This is a genomic window from Psychrobacillus sp. FSL K6-1267, assembly GCF_038003265.1.
Classification (GTDB): Bacteria; Bacillota; Bacilli; order Bacillales_A; family Planococcaceae; genus Psychrobacillus; species Psychrobacillus faecigallinarum.
In genome coordinates, this window is sequence record NZ_JBBOOR010000001.1 from 1 (window position 1) to 21033 (window position 21033).

Sequence of the window (21033 nt, forward strand, 5' to 3'; positions counted from 1 at the left end):
TTGGAACACTTAGAAGAACTTTGGGCTAAGGTTCTCTCTGAAGTTGAAAAGAAAACATCCAAACCAAGCTTTGAAACGTGGTTAAAATCTACTAAGATGCTTTCTTACAAAGGAGAGACTGTGACCATAGCTGCGCCAAATTCCTTTGCAAGGGATTGGCTAGAGAATCATTATGTTCACCTAATTGCTGGTATTCTCACAGAGTTGACTGGCAATGAACTACTTATTTCTTTTGTAGTTCCAAAAGGACAAGACTTTGAAGATTTTGATGTACCAAAGCCAAAAACACCGGTACCTCCAGACAATCAACCTGACTTTTCACCTGGGATGCTTAACTCCAAGAACACCTTTGATACCTTTGTCATTGGTTCCGGCAACCGTTTTGCCCATGCAGCTTCTTTGGCAGTCGCAGAGGCACCAGCAAAAGCATATAATCCTCTTTTTATATATGGAGGGGTAGGATTAGGAAAAACCCACTTAATGCATGCGATTGGACATTATGTTCAAGAACACAATCCGAATGCAAAAGTGGTTTATTTATCTTCTGAAAAGTTTACAAATGAATTTATCAACTCCATTAGAGATAACAAAGCAGTTGATTTCCGTAACAAATACCGAAATGTCGACGTGCTTCTTATAGATGATATTCAATTCCTTGCAGGAAAAGAATCAACTCAGGAAGAATTTTTCCATACTTTTAACGCTTTACATGAAGAATCGAAGCAAATTGTTATTTCAAGTGACCGTCCACCAAAAGAAATACCGACATTAGAGGACCGTTTGCGATCTCGTTTTGAGTGGGGATTAATAACTGATATAGCTCCTCCAGATCTAGAAACGAGAATTGCAATTTTACGTAAAAAAGCCCGCGCGGACGGCTTAGATATTTCCGATGAAGTAATGGCCTACATTGCAAATCAGATAGACTCAAATATACGTGAACTAGAAGGCGCCCTAATACGTGTGGTGGCCTATTCTTCACTTGTCAATAAAGATATAAATATAGATTTAGCTGCTGAAGCATTAAAAGATATATTGCCAAACGCACGTCCAAGAATCATTACTATATTAGATATTCAAAAGGTTGTAGGAGAACATTTCCATATTCGCTTAGAGGATTTTACTGCTAAAAAGCGTACAAAATCTATAGCTTTTCCTCGTCAAGTAGCAATGTATCTCTCTAGAGAATTAACCGACTTCTCTTTACCTAAAATTGGAGAAGAATTTGGGGGAAGAGATCACACAACTGTGATCCATGCTCATGAGAAGATTTCCACAATGCTAAAGGTAGATATGAATTTGCAGGACGATGTAAAGCAAATTAAATCTATCCTCGGAAGATAATCACATTGTGGATAAGTTGTATTTTAGGTGCTATACTTAAGAACAACTTATACACATGGGGATATGTGGCGGATTATAGCGAAATATGTAGTTATCAACATATCCACAGGCCCTATTACTATATCTATTAATCTTTTAATAAATAATAATTATATAAGTGAGGTATAAAAATGAAATTCGATGTAATGAGAGATAGTTTATTGAATGGACTAAATGATGTTATGAAAGCAGTTAGTTCTAAAACAACTATTCCAATATTAACTGGCCTAAAATTAGAAGTAACAAAAGAAGGATTATATATAACTGGTAGTGACTCAGATATTACAATTCAAACTTTCATACCAGTGGAGAAAAACGGAGAACAAATAATAAAAGTAATAGAAATAGGATCTATTGTATTACAAGCTAGAGTATTTAATGAGATTGTACGTAAATTACCTACCAATGATGTTGAAATTGAAGTAACAAATCAATTTCAAACATATATTCGCTCAGGTAAATCAGAATTTAACTTAATTGGTCTAGACGCTAGTGAATATCCTTTGCTTCCACAATTAGAAGAGGAACATCAATTCTTTATTCCGTCTGATTTGTTAAAGTCAATAATTAAAGAAACTGTTTTTGCCGTTTCCACATCTGAGAACCGTCCTGTTTTAACCGGTGTAAACTGGCAGGTTAACGATGGTGAATTACACTGTGTTGCAACAGACAGCCATCGCCTTGCTAAAAGAAAAACAGCTTTAAAAGATTTACCTGAAGAAGCATACAGTGTGGTTATTCCAGGGAAAAGCTTAAATGAACTGAACAAAATTTTAGAAGAAACTTCTTCAGAAGTCGCTATTGTTATGACACAACAACAAATCTTATTTAAAACTGAAGATGTATTGTTCTATTCTAGATTGTTAGAAGGAAATTATCCTGACACATCTCGTTTAATCCCAAGTGAATATAAAACAACCATTGTCGTAAATAGTAAATCATTGTTACAAGCAATTGACCGAGCTTCATTGTTGGCTCGTGAAGAAAGAAACAACGTAGTTCGCTTTTCCACAATCGATCAAAGCTCAGTAGAAGTTTCTTTCAACTCTCCCGAAATAGGTAAAGTTGAAGAAGAAATTCAAGCAGAAACAATTGATGGTGAAGAACTTAAAATATCTTTCAGTGCTAAATATATGATGGATGCTTTAAAGGCAATCGATGGACAAGACGTAAAAATTCTATTCTCAGGCGCAATGAGACCATTTGTATTGAAGTCTGTCCATGACGATTCTATTTTACAACTGATATTACCTGTAAGAACTTACTAAGAAATATGTAAGCACCCTTGTTTGCTCCGATAAGAGAAAACTTTTTTATCTTTAAAAAAACAATATAAGCAGAGATAGTCACTAATTGTGGCTATCTTTTTTACTTATTTACTTTATTAGAGTAAAATGAAGAGATAAAGAAAATGAGAAGAGGTTGGATGATTAGTGGAAGAGATTCGATTTGACTCGGAATATATTACGCTTGGTCAATTACTTAAAATGACAGACGCTATAGATTCAGGTGGAATGGCCAAATGGTTTTTGAGCGAAAATCCAGTATATATTAATGGAGAAGTAGATCAAAGAAGAGGAAGAAAATTAAGAAACAAAGACGTAGTGAATATTCCAGGAGTAGGAAAATTTCTAATGATTGGACCTGAGAACGGAGAGTAATATGTATATTGAACGACTCGAATTAAATGACTTCCGTAACTACGATTCAATCGAGCTGGATTTTTCCTCGAAGATTAATGTTCTTATTGGAGAAAATGCTCAAGGAAAGACGAATTTAATGGAATCCCTTTACGTTTTATCTATGGCAAAATCTCATAGAACTTCCAATGACAAAGAATTGATACGTTGGGAAGCAGAGTATGGTAAAATAAAAGGTGATATTCAAAAAAAATATGGGCGAATCCCTTTAGAATTGATCTTGTCTAAAAAAGGTAAAAAGGCTAAAGTTAATCATTTAGAACAAAGCAGACTCAGTGACTATATTGGTCAATTGAACGTAGTGATGTTTGCTCCAGAAGATTTATTTTTAGTAAAAGGAAGTCCGCTAGTTAGAAGACGATTTTTAGATATGGAAATTGGACAAATATCTCCAAGATATTTACATGATTTGCTTCAATTCCAAAAGATATTGAAACAAAGAAACCATATATTAAAACAAAATCAAGGAAAACCTAAGTTAACGGATGTCATGTTCGACGTATATACAGAACAATATATAGATGCAGCGGTAAAAGTTATCCAAAAAAGATTTCAATTTATGGATTTGCTTCAAAAGTGGGCGGAACCGATACATTTCGGTATTTCTAGAGGGTTAGAAAAACTCACAGTTGTATATGACTCTACTATAGGTATCAAAGCGGATTGGTCTGAAGATGCTATGAAGGCCAGCATGGAAAAGAAGTTATTTGATAGTCAAAAAAGAGAGTTAGATCGGGGAGTTACATTATATGGACCACATCGTGATGACCTCCAATTTTTTGTGAATAACTATGATGTCCAAACATACGGATCACAGGGACAACAACGAACCACGGCTTTATCTCTTAAATTAGCTGAAATCGAATTGATAAAACAGGAGGTAGGTGAAGCTCCTGTTTTATTGCTGGATGACGTATTATCGGAATTAGATGACTACAGACAATCTCATCTATTGACGACTATTCATGGCGATGTTCAAACCTTTGTTACGACTACAAGTGTAGAAGGAATTGCCCATGATACTATTCAACAGGCGAGAATGTTCCACGTGGAGCAAGGAGCAGTTATAAAGTAAAGATTCACCATTATTGAAGTGATGAAAGAGTGGGTGAGCAAGTTGGCAATGGAAGAAAAAGAATTACAACCATCTTATGATGCTGATCAGATACAAGTATTAGAAGGTTTAGAGGCAGTAAGAAAACGTCCAGGGATGTATATAGGTACTACTAGCTCTAAAGGTCTTCACCATCTTGTATGGGAAATTGTTGATAATAGTATTGACGAAGCTCTTGCTGGGTATTGTGATCACATTATAGTGACGATTGAAAAAGAAAATTGGATTCGAGTAGAAGACAATGGCCGTGGTATCCCAGTAGACAATCAAGAAAAAATGGGAAAACCAGCAGTTGAAGTAATCATGACAGTGCTCCATGCCGGCGGTAAATTTGGCGGCGGAGGCTATAAAGTCTCAGGAGGACTTCATGGTGTTGGTGCTTCAGTTGTAAATGCCTTGTCCGAACATACAGAAGTATATGTAAAACGTGATGGAAAAATGCATAGTATTAAATTTGAACGTGGTGCTGTTGTTTCTTCTCTTGAAATCATTGGAGATGCATCAGAAACAGGAACTACTACAAGATTTAAAGCAGACCCAGAGATTTTCACTGAAACTACAGTGTATGAGTATGATATTCTAGCTCACCGTGTAAGAGAATTGGCTTATTTGAACCGAGGATTATCTATTACGATTGCAGATGAAAGAGATGGCCAAGAAAAATCAGTTAAGTATCTATATGAAGGCGGTATTAAGTCTTACGTAGAAGATTTAAATAAATCAAAAGAGCCTATTACGGAAGAAGCAATATTTGTAGAGGGAGAAAAAGATGGAATATCTATAGAAATTGCTATGCAATACAATGGCGGATATTCATCTAATATTCTTTCTTTCGCAAATAATATTAATACGTATGAAGGCGGAACACATGAGTCTGGCTTTAAAACTGCGCTTACACGCGTTATCAATGACTATGCAAGAAAAAATGGATTGCTAAAAGAGGCAGATACTAATTTATCTGGAGATGATGTACGAGAAGGTTTAACAGCTATCGTATCGGTAAAACATCCAGATCCTCAATTTGAAGGCCAAACAAAAACGAAGCTAGGTAACTCAGAGGTAAGTACTATAACAAATAGTTTATTTGCTGAAGGTTTCGATAGATTTTTATTAGAAAATCCTCAAATTGCTCGAAAAATTGTCGACAAGGGGCTGATGGCTGCACGTGCTCGTGTTGCTGCGAAAAAAGCACGTGAGTTAACCCGTCGCAAATCTGCACTAGAGGTTTCAAGTCTACCTGGTAAACTAGCGGACTGTTCTTCCCGAGTTCCAGCTGAAAGTGAATTATATATTGTAGAGGGTGACTCTGCAGGAGGCTCTGCTAAGTCTGGTCGTGATCGACATTTCCAAGCCATTCTACCTTTAAGAGGTAAAATCCTAAATGTAGAAAAAGCTAGATTAGATAGAATCCTAGGTAATGCAGAAATCCGTACAATGATAACAGCGCTTGGTACAGGTATCGGTGAAGAATTTATATTGGAAAAAGCACGTTATCATAAAATTATAATCATGACGGATGCCGATGTAGACGGAGCACACATCCGAACATTATTACTTACATTTTTCTTCCGATTTATGAGACCATTGATTGAAGCAGGTTATGTATATGCTGCACAGCCGCCTCTATACCAAGTGAAACAAGGTAAACATGTGGAGTATTGTTATAATGATGAGCAATTGAAAGAAATTATAGATAGATTGCCGAAAACTTCAAAACCAAATATTCAACGATATAAAGGTCTAGGAGAAATGGATGCTACTCAATTATGGGAAACTACTATGGATCCTGACAATCGTACATTACTTCAGGTCAACCTTGACAATGCGATGGAGGCAGACGAAGTCTTCACACAATTAATGGGGGAAGAAGTAGAGCCAAGACGTCAATTTATTGAAGATAATGCTGTTTATGTGAAAAATTTAGATATTTAAGAATGTGTTTAACTGGAGGTCTTTAGGATGTCAGAAATACCGAATAAAGGTGTCAAAGGGATCAATATTAGTACAGAAATGAGAACATCCTTTCTTGACTATGCGATGAGTGTAATTGTGTCCCGTGCTTTACCAGATGTTCGTGATGGATTAAAGCCCGTACATCGTCGAATTTTATATGGGATGCAAGAGTTAGGAAATACACCAGATAAGCCTCATAAGAAATCTGCTCGTATCGTTGGGGATGTTATGGGGAAATACCATCCTCATGGTGACTCATCTATATACGAAGCAATGGTACGTATGGCACAAGATTTTAGTTATCGTTATATGCTCGTAGATGGTCATGGTAACTTTGGATCCGTAGATGGAGATGGAGCAGCTGCGATGCGTTATACGGAATCGCGTATGTCCAAAATTGCTTTAGAGTTATTGAGAGATATAAATAAAAATACAATTGATTATAAAGATAATTATGATGGACAAGAAAGAGAGCCTGTTGTCTTACCAAGTAGATATCCTAATTTACTAGTAAACGGTGCTTCAGGTATTGCAGTAGGAATGGCTACAAATATTCCTTCTCACAATTTGGGAGAAGTTATTAATGGTGTTTTAGCTTTATCTGAAAATCCTGCTATTACTATAGAGGAATTGATGAATATTATTCCTGGTCCTGATTTCCCAACGGGCGGGATTATTTTGGGTCGAAGCGGTATTCGTCGTGCTTATGAAACTGGTAAGGGCTCTATTTTAATCCGAGCAAAAGTGGAAATTGAGCAAAAACCTAGTGGAAAAGAAGTTATCATTGTTAAAGAAATACCTTATCAAGTTAACAAAGCTCGTTTAATAGAGAAAATCGCTGAACTAGTACGCGATAAAAAGATTGATGGAATTACTCATTTGGCCGACGAGTCAGATCGTAATGGTATGCGTATTGTAATTGAGGTACGCAAAGACGCTAACTCTCACGTTTTACTTAACAACTTATATAAACAAACAGCTCTTCAATCCAGCTTTGGTATCAATATGTTAGCTTTAGTAGATAACCAACCTAAAGTACTTAACATTAAAGAAATGCTTTACTATTACTTAGAACATCAAAAAGTGGTTATTCGCCGACGTACACAATTTGAATTGAATAAAGCGGAAGATCGAGCACATATCTTAGAAGGTTTACGTATTGCTTTAGATCATATCGATGAAATTATTAAATTGATCCGTTCATCTCAAACAGGTGAGGAAGCTAAAAGAGGCTTAACTGAACAATTTAATTTATCAGAACGCCAAGCACAAGCTATTCTAGATATGCGTTTACAACGTTTGACAGGATTAGAGCGCGATAAGATTGAGGAAGAATATAAAGCTTTAGTAGAACTAATTGAAGAACTTAAATTCATTTTAGCTAATGAATATCGAGTGATAGAAATTATTCGTGAAGAAATTACTGAAATTAGAGATCGATACTCTGATGATCGTAGAACAGAAATTGTAGCTGGTGGAGTAGAGGTATTTGAGGACGAAGATTTAATACCGGTTGAAAACTCTGTGCTTACTTTAACAAATAAAGGGTATATTAAACGTTTGCCTGCAAATACGTACAAGAGTCAAAAACGTGGTGGTCGTGGAGTTCAAGGAATGGGCACCAATGAAAATGACTTCGTAGAACATTTATTGAATACATCAACTCATGACACAATTCTATTCTTTACTAATAAAGGTAAGGTTTATCGTGCAAGAGGATTTGAGATACCAGAGTATGGACGCACAGCTAAAGGTCTACCACTCATTAATCTATTAGGAATTGAAAAAGACGAGCATGTTACTGCTATGATTCCAATGGCAACGTTTGAGGAAGATAGCTATTTTATCTTCACAACTAAGCATGGTGTAACAAAACGTACACCAGTGTCAGGTTTTGCTCATATTCGTGCTAATGGCTTAATAGCTATCTCTTTACGTGATGAGGACGAACTCATTGCAGTTCGTTTAACAGACGGTAAAAAACAAATTATAATTGGTACACGACAAGGCAAGCTTGTAAGATTTGAAGAAACTGATATTCGTTCTATGGGTCGTACAGCTGGTGGAGTAAGAGGAATTCGCTTGAAGGATGACGATTACGTTGTCGGTATGGAAATTATTGAACCTGGTCAAGAAATCCTAGTAGTAACTGAGAAGGGATATGGAAAACGTACCCCAGAATCAGAATATCGATTACAAACTAGAGGTGGGATGGGTGTGAAAACATGCCAAATCACTGAGAAAAATGGACCTTTATGTGCTGTGAAGGCAGTGGAAGGTTTAGAAGACTTAATGTTAATCACGATAAATGGAATGTTAATCCGTATGGATGTTAATGACATTTCAATTACAGGAAGAAGCACTCAAGGAGTGCGCCTGATGAGATTATCAAATAATGAGTTAATAGCTACCGTTGCTAAAGTTGCAAAAGAAGATGAGGAAGAAGAAACAGACGATGAAATTGTAGAAGAAGTAGCTTCTAACAATGAAGATGATTCTACCTCAATAGAAGAATAATTACTAAATCACCCTTAAACTTAGTTTAAGGGTGATTTTTTTACATATACAAAATTGAAAAAAATTTAGTATAATTAAGGAAAATAAAAGAAAAGCAGGGTATAAAATGGAATATACTTTACAAAATTTAGATGAAATTAGAATTGGTAGTATCGTTGCCGAAGATCTGTTTGTGAACACTAAATACCCAATTATGCGTAAAGATACAAGGCTGACAAGAGAGCATTTAGAAGTACTAAGAGCCTTCAACGTTACTAAAGTACCTGTGTCAATTGAAAATATCTTTAATAGGTCAGAAGAAGAAATTCTAGAACTTAATAACAAGGAACGTGTTATTGTAGAAAAAAGTAATTCTCTATCCCTTAATAAAACTAACTTTAAAACGTTATATAATGAATCTGTAAGTAACTTCTATAAAGAATTTTCTTCCTGGGAAGCTGGAGTGAAGGTGGATGTTGCAAAGTTAAGGCATATAGTAATGCCTTTAATAGATCGAGCGATGCAAGAAAAACAAATATTTTCTCTTCTAAATAGTTATTCATCCATTGATAAATACATAGCACATCATTCGTTGGCAGTGGGGATGCTATCTGGAGCAATTGCCAGGAAACTTCAATACACTTCTGGACAAATCAATCAAATAGCTACCGCAGGCCTTTTAGCTGATGTAGGAATGGCTAAGATTGATCAGAAGATTAGAGAAAAGAAGACTCCTCTTACAGAAAATGAATTCTCAGAAATTAAAAAACATACTATTTTTAGCTTTCAAGCTATCAAAGATAGTCCGCTGTTAAAGCCAGAGACAAAATTAGGAATCTTCCAACACCATGAACGTCTAGACGGTAGTGGTTATCCTAAGGGAGAAAAAATGGAAAACATCTCTTTGGTTGCTCAAATAATTGCAGTCGCAGATGTATACCATGCAATGACCTCAGAGAGAATATATCGAGCAAGAGCCTCTTCTTTTAAAGTATTGGAAATGATTAAGGAAGAAGAGTTTGGAAAATACAATATTGAAGCAGTTAATGCACTCATCTCTCTTGTATGCGATTTACCAATATCCACTCGAGTGAGATTATCAGATGGAGAGCTAGGAGAGATTATCTTTATCCATAGAGATTCTCCGATGAGACCTATGATACGATTGTCTGAAACTGGCCAAATCTTAGACTTAGCAGCTAAACGATCGTTACATATAGAAAGTATAATTGATTAATAATCTTTTTAGAGTTATCTATGTGTAAGTATAGAAGTAATACTTTGAGAACCAGAAAGACTTACCAAGCATTATAAAAGTAGTCGATAATTATATAGATTCATTAGGAAACATGACTAAAAACTTAAAACTATTTAAAGAATATCTCTTTCTTAAAATAGTTTTAAGTTTTATTTGATTAAAGTGTTGACTTATCTTTGAAACCTTGATAATATAGAGAAGTCGTCAAAACAAGACGAAAAAAACACATGAACATTGAAAACTGAACATGCAAAACGTTAAGACATATAGCATCAAACAACTTCGGTTGTATTGACGCAAAACAATTTTTGACATCATTTAATGATGATGCCAGCAAAACAAAATGAGCTTTTTAAGTTCTCTATTATGGAGAGTTTGATCCTGGCTCAGGACGAACGCTGGCGGCGTGCCTAATACATGCAAGTCGAGCGAATGATGAAGAAGCTTGCTTCTTCTGATTTAGCGGCGGACGGGTGAGTAACACGTGGGCAACCTGCCCTGTAGATTGGGATAACTCCGGGAAACCGGGGCTAATACCGAATAATCCATTTCCTCACATGAGGAGATGTTAAAAGACGGTTTCGGCTGTCACTACAGGATGGGCCCGCGGCGCATTAGCTAGTTGGTGAGGTAACGGCTCACCAAGGCGACGATGCGTAGCCGACCTGAGAGGGTGATCGGCCACACTGGGACTGAGACACGGCCCAGACTCCTACGGGAGGCAGCAGTAGGGAATCTTCCACAATGGACGAAAGTCTGATGGAGCAACGCCGCGTGAGTGAAGAAGGTTTTCGGATCGTAAAACTCTGTTGTGAGGGAAGAACAAGTATGAGAGTAACTGCTCGTACCTTGACGGTACCTCATTAGAAAGCCACGGCTAACTACGTGCCAGCAGCCGCGGTAATACGTAGGTGGCAAGCGTTGTCCGGAATTATTGGGCGTAAAGCGCGCGCAGGCGGTCCTTTAAGTCTGATGTGAAAGCCCACGGCTCAACCGTGGAGGGTCATTGGAAACTGGGGGACTTGAGTGCAGAAGAGGAAAGCGGAATTCCAAGTGTAGCGGTGAAATGCGTAGAGATTTGGAGGAACACCAGTGGCGAAGGCGGCTTTCTGGTCTGTAACTGACGCTGAGGCGCGAAAGCGTGGGGAGCAAACAGGATTAGATACCCTGGTAGTCCACGCCGTAAACGATGAGTGCTAAGTGTTAGGGGGTTTCCGCCCCTTAGTGCTGCAGCTAACGCATTAAGCACTCCGCCTGGGGAGTACGGTCGCAAGACTGAAACTCAAAGGAATTGACGGGGGCCCGCACAAGCGGTGGAGCATGTGGTTTAATTCGAAGCAACGCGAAGAACCTTACCAGGTCTTGACATCCCGCTGACCGGCCTAGAGATAGGCTTTTCCCTTCGGGGACAGCGGTGACAGGTGGTGCATGGTTGTCGTCAGCTCGTGTCGTGAGATGTTGGGTTAAGTCCCGCAACGAGCGCAACCCTTGATCTTAGTTGCCAGCATTCAGTTGGGCACTCTAAGGTGACTGCCGGTGATAAACCGGAGGAAGGTGGGGATGACGTCAAATCATCATGCCCCTTATGACCTGGGCTACACACGTGCTACAATGGACGGTACAGAGGGTCGCAACCCCGCGAGGGTGAGCTAATCCCATAAAACCGTTCTCAGTTCGGATTGTAGGCTGCAACTCGCCTACATGAAGCCGGAATCGCTAGTAATCGTGGATCAGCATGCCACGGTGAATACGTTCCCGGGCCTTGTACACACCGCCCGTCACACCACGAGAGTTTGTAACACCCGAAGTCGGTGGGGTAACCCTTTTGGGAGCCAGCCGCCGAAGGTGGGACAGATGATTGGGGTGAAGTCGTAACAAGGTAGCCGTATCGGAAGGTGCGGCTGGATCACCTCCTTTCTAAGGATATATTCGGAATACAGATCTTTATCTGTATCTTAACGTTTTGCAGTTCAGTTTTGAGTGTTCATTTTTATGATGAGCATTTAAATTGTTCTTTGAAAACTGGATAAAACGACATCAAAAAAGAAACAAACGCAAGATATTCAAATTGTGATCACTTACGTGATTGCAAGTGTAGTACTTTTAACTTTTAGGTTAAGTTAATAAGGGCGCACGGTGGATGCCTTGGCACTAGGAGTCGACGAAGGACGGCACTAACACCGATATGCTTCGGGGAGCTGTAAGTGAGCTTCGATCCGGAGATTTCCGAATGGGGAAACCCACTGCCCGTAATGGGGCAGTACATTTGCGTGAATACATAGCGCATCTGAGACACACCCAGGGAACTGAAACATCTAAGTACCTGGAGGAAGAGAAAGAAAATTCGATTCCCTGAGTAGCGGCGAGCGAAACGGGAAGAGCCCAAACCAAGAGGCTTGCCTCTTGGGGTTGTAGGACACTCTATACGGAGTTACAAAAGAATGAGTTAGATGAAGCGACCTGGAAAGGTCCGCAGGATAGGGTAAAAGCCCCGTAGTCCAAAATTCATTCCCTCCAGAGTGTATCCTGAGTACGGCGGAACACGTGAAATTCCGTCGGAATCCGGGAGGACCATCTCCCAAGGCTAAATACTACCTAGTGACCGATAGTGAACCAGTACCGTGAGGGAAAGGTGAAAAGCACCCCGGAAGGGGAGTGAAATAGACCCTGAAACCGTGTGCCTACAAATAGTCAAAGCCCGTTAACGGGTGATGGCGTGCCTTTTGTAGAATGAACCGGCGAGTTACGATTACATGCGAGGTTAAGTTGAGAAGACGGAGCCGCAGCGAAAGCGAGTCTGAATAGGGCGAATGAGTATGTGGTCGTAGACCCGAAACCAGGTGATCTACCCATGTCCAGGATGAAGGTAAGGTAACACTTACTGGAGGTCCGAACCCACGCACGTTGAAAAGTGCGGGGATGAGGTGTGGGTAGCGGAGAAATTCCAATCGAACCTGGAGATAGCTGGTTCTCTCCGAAATAGCTTTAGGGCTAGCCTCAAACGTTAGAATCTTGGAGGTAGAGCACTGTTTGGACTAGGGGCCCATCCCGGGTTACCGAATTCAGACAAACTCCGAATGCCAATGATTTATGTTTGGGAGTCAGACTGCGAGTGATAAGATCCGTAGTCAAGAGGGAAACAGCCCAGACCACCAGCTAAGGTCCCAAAGTATTTGTTAAGTGGAAAAGGATGTGGCGTTGCTTAGACAACCAGGATGTTGGCTTAGAAGCAGCCATCATTTAAAGAGTGCGTAATAGCTCACTGGTCGAGTGACGCTGCGCCGAAAATGTATCGGGGCTAAACAAATCACCGAAGCTGTGGATTGATACCTTTGGTATCAGTGGTAGGAGAGCGTTCTAAGGGCGTTGAAGTCAGACCGGAAGGACTGGTGGAGCGCTTAGAAGTGAGAATGCCGGTATGAGTAGCGAAAGATGGGTGAGAATCCCATCCACCGTATGACTAAGGTTTCCTGAGGAAGGCTCGTCCGCTCAGGGTTAGTCGGGACCTAAGTCGAGGCCGATAGGCGTAGACGATGGACAACAGGTTGATATTCCTGTACCACCACCCCACCGTTTGAGTGATGGGGGGACGCAGTAGGATAGGGTAAGCGTGCTGTTGGTTATGCACGTCCAAGCAGTGAGGTGTGAGTGTAGGCAAATCCGCACTCTGTAACATTGAGCTGTGATGGCGAGGACTTAGTCCGAAGTTCCTGATTTCACACTGCCAAGAAAAGCCTCTAACGAGGTGGGAGGTGCCCGTACCGCAAACCGACACAGGTAGTCGAGGAGAGAATCCTAAGGTGAGCGAGAGAACTCTCGTTAAGGAACTCGGCAAAATGACCCCGTAACTTCGGGAGAAGGGGTGCTCTTTTGGGTGTATAGCCTAGAAGAGCCGCAGTGAATAGGCCCAGGCGACTGTTTAGCAAAAACACAGGTCTCTGCAAAACCGTAAGGTGAAGTATAGGGGCTGACGCCTGCCCGGTGCTGGAAGGTTAAGAGGAGTGCTTAGCGCAAGCGAAGGTGCGAATTGAAGCCCCAGTAAACGGCGGCCGTAACTATAACGGTCCTAAGGTAGCGAAATTCCTTGTCGGGTAAGTTCCGACCCGCACGAAAGGCGTAACGATCTGGGCACTGTCTCAACGAGAGACTCGGTGAAATTATAGTACCTGTGAAGATGCAGGTTACCCGCGACAGGACGGAAAGACCCCGTGGAGCTTTACTGTAGCTTGATATTGAATTTTGGTGCAACTTGTACAGGATAGGTAGGAGCCTTAGAGCCCGGAGCGCCAGCTTCGGAGGAGGCGTCGGTGGGATACTACCCTGGTTGTATTGAAATTCTAACCCATACCCGTAACCCGGGTAGGAGACAGTGTCAGGCGGGCAGTTTGACTGGGGCGGTCGCCTCCTAAAGTGTAACGGAGGCGCCCAAAGGTTCCCTCAGAATGGTTGGAAATCATTCGAAGAGTGTAAAGGCAGAAGGGAGCTTGACTGCGAGACCTACAAGTCGAGCAGGGTCGAAAGACGGGCTTAGTGATCCGGTGGTTCCGCATGGAAGGGCCATCGCTCAACGGATAAAAGCTACCCCGGGGATAACAGGCTTATCTCCCCCAAGAGTCCACATCGACGGGGAGGTTTGGCACCTCGATGTCGGCTCATCGCATCCTGGGGCTGTAGTCGGTCCCAAGGGTTGGGCTGTTCGCCCATTAAAGCGGTACGCGAGCTGGGTTCAGAACGTCGTGAGACAGTTCGGTCCCTATCCGTCGTGGGCGTAGGAAATTTGAGAGGAGCTGTCCTTAGTACGAGAGGACCGGGATGGACACACCGCTGGTGTACCAGTTGTTCTGCCAAGGGCATCGCTGGGTAGCTATGTGTGGACGGGATAAGTGCTGAAAGCATCTAAGCACGAAGCCCCCCTCAAGATGAGATTTCCCATTACGCAAGTAAGTAAGATCCCTCAAAGACGATGAGGTAGATAGGTTCGGGGTGGAAGCGTGGCGACACGTGCAGCTGACGAATACTAATCGATCGAGGACTTAACCAAATTGTTTGTTTCCATTAATGATGTCTTTTATCCAGTTTTGAGTGAACAACTCAAGAGGATTTCAAAACACAAGCAGTGCTAGGAAACGAGTGAGCGAAGGAAGGAGCGTACTTACGTACGTGACTGACTGAACGAGCGAAGTTGACAACGCAATGCGCAGTGGATTGAAAGCCGAAAAGTCTAGTGATGATGGCGAAGAGGTCACACCCGTTCCCATACCGAACACGGAAGTTAAGCTCTTCAGCGCCGATGGTAGTTGGGGGTCTCCCCCTGCAAGAGTAGGACGTCGCTGGGCACTGGAAAAAGTCGTTACCGAGAAATCGGTGACGGCTTTTTTGTTTGTTCTATAAAGAAATTAGAAGTGCCGAAGGCACCTAACCATTTCTAACTAAGCAAGTGTGCGAGAAAGCAGAAATACAATTTAGAATACAATTTCAAATTAGATTAATTTTAAAGCTAGAGGACATTCCACTTCTTCGAAGTAAAAGAAAAATAAGATATCTCTCGTAAATATATTAAATATACAACTCGTCATAAAAGTCAGAATATATATATTATTTATCGATTCTTGACATGCCCTTTGACCGCTGATAACCTTGTAATAATATTTAAACAGAGGAGGAAGTCAGCGTAATGTGGGAATCAAAATTTCAAAAAGAAGGTTTAACGTTTGACGATGTTTTATTAGTTCCAGCTCAATCAGAGGTTCTACCAAAGGATATTAACTTATCAGTACAATTAACTTCAAAAATTAAGCTAAATATTCCTGTAGTAAGTGCTGGTATGGATACAGTTACAGAAGCGAAGATGGCTATTGCTATGGCTCGTCAAGGTGGACTGGGCATTATTCACAAAAACATGAGCATTGAGGAACAAGCAGAACAAGTGGAAACAGTTAAACGTTCAGAAAATGGAGTTATAACCGATCCTTTCTACCTTACACCAACTCACCAAGTTTATGATGCAGAGCATTTGATGGGTAAATACAGAATCTCTGGTGTGCCAATTGTAAACAATGAAGAAGAATTGAGACTTGTAGGGATTATTACAAATCGTGATTTACGCTTTATCCAAGACTACTCTTTACAAATATCCGATGTAATGACTAAAGAAAAATTAGTAACTGCTGCTGTTGGTACTACGTTAGAGCAGGCTGAAAAGATTCTTCAACAATACAAAATTGAAAAATTACCGATAGTGGATGACAATGGCATTCTAAAAGGTCTAATTACTATTAAAGATATTGAAAAAGTAATTGAGTTTCCAAATGCAGCAAAAGACCATCATGGTCGTTTGCTAGTAGGGGCTGCGGTTGGAGTAACGAAGGATACGATGATTCGAGTGCAGAAATTAGTAGAAGCACAGGTAGATGCAATCGTAATTGATACTGCTCATGGACATTCTAAAGGTGTTATTGAAGTAGTGAAAGAAATAAGAGCAACTTATCCAGATTTAGATATCGTTGCTGGAAATGTTGCAACTGGTGAGGCAACAAAGGCACTATTTGAAGCAGGGGCAGATGTAGTAAAAGTAGGAATTGGTCCAGGTTCTATTTGTACAACTCGTGTGGTGGCAGGTGTGGGAGTACCACAAATTACTGCAATCTATGACTGTGCTAACGAAGCTAGAAAGTCTGGAAAAACGATCATTGCAGATGGCGGTATTAAATTTTCCGGAGATATCGTGAAAGCATTAGCTGCTGGTGGACATGTAGTAATGCTTGGTAGTTTACTTGCAGGAACTACAGAAAGTCCAGGAGAAACAGAAATCTTCCAAGGTAGACGTTTTAAAGTATACCGAGGTATGGGGTCTATCGGTGCTATGGAAAAAGGTTCTAAGGACCGTTACTTCCAAGAGGATGCAAAGAAATTAGTACCAGAAGGAATTGAAGGGCGTTTGCCATACAAAGGGCCACTATCTGATACGATTCACCAACTTCTTGGTGGGGTTCGTGCAGGTATGGGGTATTGTGGTACAGGCACTCTAGAGGACTTACGTGAAAAGGCCCAATTTATACGCATGACTGGCGCTGGCCTACGTGAAAGTCATCCTCATGATGTACAAATTACAAAAGAGGCACCAAACTATTCTATCTCTTAATAAAGAAACTTTCGCACCCATTCACCGTCTATATATAGGCCGAATGGGTGCTTTTTTAAAGTGTTATGCACCTAGTTCAAAAAGTATGATAAAATGAGCAGTGATAATAGAAAAAGTGGAGGTACAGTAGTGAAGAAATTTTGGAAAACAACAATGGTAAAGTGGCTAGTACTTCCGATGTTGCTTGTGTCTTTAGTAGGTGTAATACCAGCTACCACAAAAGCAGAGGAAAGTTTGAATTTAAATGTGGACGCTGCAATCTTAGTAGATGCGGATTCCGGAAAAATTCTTTATGAACAAAATGCAGATGCAGCTTTAGGTATTGCGAGTATGACAAAAATGATGACGGAGTATCTTCTTTTCGAAGCAATTGAAGAAGGTAAAATCTCATGGGACCAACAATATTCAGTAAATGAATATACATATAAAATTTCTCAAGATCGTCGTTTAAGTAATGTACCTCTACGTGAGGACGGTACTTATTCAATTCGTGAATTATATGAAGCAATGGCTATCTATTCTGCAAATGCAGCAACTATTGCTATTGCAGAAACTATTGCTGGAACAGAAGAAAATTTTATAAAACTAATGAATGAAAAAGCTGGAGAAATGGGCTTAGAAAATTATAAGTTTGTTAACTCTACTGGTTTAAATAATGCTGATTTACAAGGGATGCATCCAAAGAGTACAGGGGCAACAGACGAGAATGTGATGCCTGCTAGCTCAGTAGCAAAATTGGCTTACCTTCTTATGAAAGACTACCCAGAAGTTTTAGAAACAACTAAAATACCTAAAAAAATCTTCCGTGAGGGTACACCGGATGCTATTGAAATGAGTAACTGGAACTGGATGCTACCAGGATTAGTTTATGAATATCAAGGCGTAGATGGTTTGAAAACAGGAACAACAGATTTTGCTGGTCATTCCTTCACTGGAACTGCTGAAAGAAATGGTATGAGAGTAATCGCTGTAGTGATGAAAGCAGTAGATGCTAATGGAAAGGGAAGTTATAAGGCTAGATTTGATGCAACTAGAGCTTTGTTTGATTTTGGATTTGCTCAATTTACTAAAGTAGAGCTAATACCAGCAGGATATAAAATTCCTGACCATGAAACTCTAGAAGTAAATAAAGGAAAAGAAGACAAAGTTGCAATTGCAGTCAAAGAACCTATTTCTATGATGATTAAATCTAGCGATAAAGATCTGTACAAGCCTGTATTTACTCCAACAAAAGACAAGTTAGAAGCTGAAGTTAAAAAGGATACAGTTGTAGGAACAGTACACCTTGAAAAAACAGAAGGCACTGATTACGGTTATATTATTGGTGACCAAGCAAGTGTCGATGTTGTAACAACAGAAGCTGTAGAAAGAGCTGGTTGGTTCAGTTTAATGTTCCAAGGTATTGGCAAATTCTTTAGCGGCTTGTGGGATAGTACGACCGACTTTGTAGGCGGATTATTTTAATAAATAAGAAAGCATGTGCAAAGTGTTACTAGTCAACCTAGACTTAGACACTTGCACCACCTTCTTACTATACTTAAGCACTGAAACTCAATTAGAGTTGTCAGTGCTTTTTTGTATAGGAAAGAAATTAAGAATGCTTGATTTTTATTGCCTTCATTAGCTCATGTATGGTTGTCGAAATATTTGAGAACTCTAATCCACCGAATCCTAATACCAATTTTGGGTGAGTTTCTTCTATGGGAAAGGTTATATACTTATTCAGACCATAGATTTGAATATTTGCTTGTTGAGCAAGGGCAACCAGTTCCTCTTCCTTCTTTTGTGTATGAATGGTCAATAAAAGATGCATTCCTGCCTGTTCTCCAGAAAGGGTAACAGCTGGCTCATATTCTAAAAGAGACTTCGTAATAATTTCTAGCTTTCTTTTATAAATTTTTCTCATTTTATTTAGATGCTTCCCGAAGTGACCGTCCTCCATAAACTTTGCAAGTATATATTGGTCCATTCGTGGGACAGTAGCTGAATAATAGTAATATTTCGCCTTGTATTGCTTTATAAGTGGTTTTGGAAGTACCGCATAGGCGATCCTTAAGGAAGGCATCAGAGACTTAGAAAACGTGCTTAAATAAATTACACGGTCGTTTTGGTCCATTCCTTGTAAAGAAGGAATTGGTTTACCAGTATATCTGAATTCACTGTCATAATCATCTTCAATAATATAACGTTTCTCATGTTGATAAGCCCAGGCTAGCAGCTGACTTCTTCGTGAAGCTGACATAACAGAACCAGTGGGAAATTGATGAGACGGAGTGACATACATAACAGTTGCATTAGTGTTTTCTAACTCCTGAACGACTAATCCCTCATCATCTACCCGGACAGGCACCGATTTTTCCTCATGCTCTAAAAAAAGATGATGAGAGAGTGGATAACCAGGGTTTTCATAGCCATAGACTGCCTCATTTCCAAGGAGGCGTATGAGTAGTGGCATAATCTGTTCTGTTCCTGAGCCTAAAATAATTTGTTCGGGTGTACTTTTTACACCACGAGATTGATAAAGGTATGAAGATATTTGCTGTCTTAGTATATAGTCTCCCTGAGGATGTCCAAGCTGAAGAAGCTCTTTATTTTCTTCATGAACCAAATCCCTTGCATATTTTCTCCACAGTGTAAAAGGAAAGGAATCCTCATCTATCCTTCCCGGAGAAAAATCCAAATGGTAGGATGGAGTTTTTTCTTCTTTAACAATTTGAGAATCTTCTATTTCGATCAAAGCAAGCTCCTCAATATTTTGAACAAAATATCCCCTTCTAGGTTCTGAATTTATGTAACCTTCTGCTAGCAGCTGACTATAAGAAAGCTCAATTGTAGTTTGGCTAAGATCAAGATAGTCAGCAAGCTTTCTTTTAGAGGGAAGCTTATCTCCTTCCTTAATATTGCCTTGTACTATGGCATCTTTTATAAATTTATATAGTTGTTCATATAATGGGCTGTTTGAATTTTTTTCTAAAGGAAACATGAGGAAATCCATAGTATCATCCAATCTGACCACTTTCATTTTAGTGTTTCTGGCGCTTTTCATATGGTCATATATCATTATACTAAATTTTATAACAGTTAGGAGGTATTCAAGATGAAAATACATATGACAGGTACTGAGATAGTAAAAAGAGGTATGGCAGAGATGCAAAAAGGTGGAGTTATAATGGATGTTATTAACGCAGAGCAAGCACGAATTGCGGAGGCAGCCGGTGCTGTGGCTGTAATGGCATTAGAACGTGTACCCTCTGATATCCGTGCAGCAGGGGGAGTTGCTCGCATGGCCGATCCACGCATAATGGAAGAGGTAATGGGTGCTGTAACGATACCAGTCATGGCAAAAGCTCGCATTGGACATATAACGGAGGCAAGAATTTTAGAGGCAATGGGTGTGGACTATATTGACGAATCAGAGGTGCTGACACCAGCCGATGAAGAATTTCATTTGCGTAAAAGTGAGTTCACAGTGCCGTTTGTTTGTGGGTGTAAGGATTTGGGAGAGGCAGCTCGACGTATAGGTGAAGGGGCATCAATGCTTCGGACGAAAGGCGAACCTGGGACAGGTAACATTGTAGAAGCTGTTCGCCATTTACGAAAGGTTAATGCACAGGTTAGAAAAATTGTGCATATGAACGAGGATGAACTAATGACAGAAGCGAAAATCTTAGGAGCGCCATATGAGATTTTATTGCAAATCAAACAAAAAGGAAAATTACCAGTAGTAAACTTCGCAGCAGGAGGAGTTGCTACTCCAGCAGATGCTGCGCTTATGATGGAACTTGGAGCAGATGGAGTGTTTGTCGGATCTGGAATATTCAAATCTGATAATCCAGAGAAATTTGCTCGTGCTATTGTGGAAGCAACTACTCATTATCGCGATTATAAATTATTAGTGGATATTTCAAAGGATTTAGGAATCCCTATGAAGGGAATTGAAATCTCTCGATTAACAGATGCAGAACGTATGCAAGATCGAGGTTGGTAA

General features: G+C 40.1%; 11 protein-coding genes and 3 rRNA genes. 13 read left to right on the forward strand and 1 reads right to left on the reverse strand.

Annotation, left to right across the window (positions count from 1 at the left end; genetic code table 11):
- The 12 genes from dnaA (at position 1) to MHB55_RS00060 (ending at position 18509) form a co-directional block, all read left to right on the forward strand.
- Positions 1 to 1344 (forward strand): chromosomal replication initiator protein DnaA, encoded by a 1344-nt coding sequence (gene dnaA / locus MHB55_RS00005; RefSeq protein WP_144540297.1) that lies wholly within the window; start codon positions 1 to 3, stop codon positions 1342 to 1344.
- Between the two features lie 170 nt (positions 1345 to 1514).
- Complete coding sequence (gene dnaN, locus MHB55_RS00010) at positions 1515 to 2651, forward strand: DNA polymerase III subunit beta (protein ID WP_144540300.1); 1137 nt, start codon at positions 1515 to 1517, stop codon at positions 2649 to 2651.
- 165 nt (positions 2652 to 2816) lie between these two features.
- Entirely contained in the window at positions 2817 to 3044 is a 228-nt protein-coding gene (yaaA, locus tag MHB55_RS00015; RefSeq protein ID WP_144540301.1) for a S4 domain-containing protein YaaA, read from the forward strand.
- Position 3045: 1 nt separating this feature from the next.
- Positions 3046 to 4158, forward strand: a complete 1113-nt coding sequence (gene recF, locus MHB55_RS00020; RefSeq protein WP_144540304.1) for a DNA replication/repair protein RecF — start codon at positions 3046 to 3048, stop codon at positions 4156 to 4158.
- A 48-nt stretch (positions 4159 to 4206) separates the two neighbouring features.
- On the forward strand, positions 4207 to 6129 hold the full coding sequence (gene gyrB, locus MHB55_RS00025) for a DNA topoisomerase (ATP-hydrolyzing) subunit B (RefSeq protein ID WP_144540335.1): 1923 nt from the start codon (positions 4207 to 4209) through the stop codon (positions 6127 to 6129).
- Between the two features lie 27 nt (positions 6130 to 6156).
- Complete coding sequence (gene gyrA, locus MHB55_RS00030) at positions 6157 to 8667, forward strand: DNA gyrase subunit A (protein WP_144540306.1); 2511 nt, start codon at positions 6157 to 6159, stop codon at positions 8665 to 8667.
- A 106-nt stretch (positions 8668 to 8773) separates the two neighbouring features.
- Positions 8774 to 9883, forward strand: a complete 1110-nt coding sequence (locus MHB55_RS00035; RefSeq protein WP_151111899.1) for an HD-GYP domain-containing protein — start codon at positions 8774 to 8776, stop codon at positions 9881 to 9883.
- A gap of 384 nt (positions 9884 to 10267) precedes the next feature.
- A 16S ribosomal RNA gene (locus MHB55_RS00040) occupies positions 10268 to 11821 on the forward strand.
- Between the two features lie 196 nt (positions 11822 to 12017).
- Positions 12018 to 14945 (forward strand): 23S ribosomal RNA (locus MHB55_RS00045).
- A gap of 179 nt (positions 14946 to 15124) precedes the next feature.
- Positions 15125 to 15240: ribosomal RNA gene (gene rrf, locus MHB55_RS00050) — 5S ribosomal RNA — on the forward strand.
- The 16S, 23S and 5S rRNA genes sit together here, the layout of an rRNA operon.
- A 338-nt stretch (positions 15241 to 15578) precedes the next feature.
- Complete coding sequence (guaB, locus tag MHB55_RS00055; RefSeq protein ID WP_151111895.1) at positions 15579 to 17045, forward strand: IMP dehydrogenase; 1467 nt, start codon at positions 15579 to 15581, stop codon at positions 17043 to 17045.
- A gap of 153 nt (positions 17046 to 17198) precedes the next feature.
- Positions 17199 to 18509 (forward strand): serine hydrolase, encoded by a 1311-nt coding sequence (locus MHB55_RS00060; RefSeq protein WP_370455761.1) that lies wholly within the window; start codon positions 17199 to 17201, stop codon positions 18507 to 18509.
- Positions 18510 to 18636: 127 nt separating this feature from the next.
- Here the strand turns inward: MHB55_RS00060 and pdxR are convergent, their stop codons facing one another.
- A complete protein-coding gene (gene pdxR / locus MHB55_RS00065) occupies positions 18637 to 20040 on the reverse strand; it encodes a MocR-like pyridoxine biosynthesis transcription factor PdxR (protein ID WP_151113807.1) in 1404 nt (467 codons plus the stop codon).
- 108 nt (positions 20041 to 20148) lie between these two features.
- On the opposite strand from pdxR, the gene pdxS reads away from it, so the two are divergent.
- Positions 20149 to 21033, forward strand: coding sequence for a pyridoxal 5'-phosphate synthase lyase subunit PdxS (gene pdxS / locus MHB55_RS00070; protein ID WP_191697987.1), 885 nt, complete (start codon positions 20149 to 20151; stop codon positions 21031 to 21033).

What these genes read in the sequence shown, in the direction of transcription:
- pdxR (WP_151113807.1), bottom strand. Translation starts at nt 20,040, where the DNA reads ATGGATTTCCTCATGTTTCCTTTAGAAAAAAATTCAAACAGCCCATTA.
- recF (WP_144540304.1), top strand. Translation starts at nt 3,046, where the DNA reads ATGTATATTGAACGACTCGAATTAAATGACTTCCGTAACTACGATTCA.
- gyrB (WP_144540335.1), top strand. Translation starts at nt 4,207, where the DNA reads ATGGAAGAAAAAGAATTACAACCATCTTATGATGCTGATCAGATACAA.
- gyrA (WP_144540306.1), top strand. Translation starts at nt 6,157, where the DNA reads ATGTCAGAAATACCGAATAAAGGTGTCAAAGGGATCAATATTAGTACA.
- MHB55_RS00035 (WP_151111899.1), top strand. Translation starts at nt 8,774, where the DNA reads ATGGAATATACTTTACAAAATTTAGATGAAATTAGAATTGGTAGTATC.
- guaB (WP_151111895.1), top strand. Translation starts at nt 15,579, where the DNA reads ATGTGGGAATCAAAATTTCAAAAAGAAGGTTTAACGTTTGACGATGTT.
- dnaN (WP_144540300.1), top strand. Translation starts at nt 1,515, where the DNA reads ATGAAATTCGATGTAATGAGAGATAGTTTATTGAATGGACTAAATGAT.
- MHB55_RS00060 (WP_370455761.1), top strand. Translation starts at nt 17,199, where the DNA reads ATGGTAAAGTGGCTAGTACTTCCGATGTTGCTTGTGTCTTTAGTAGGT.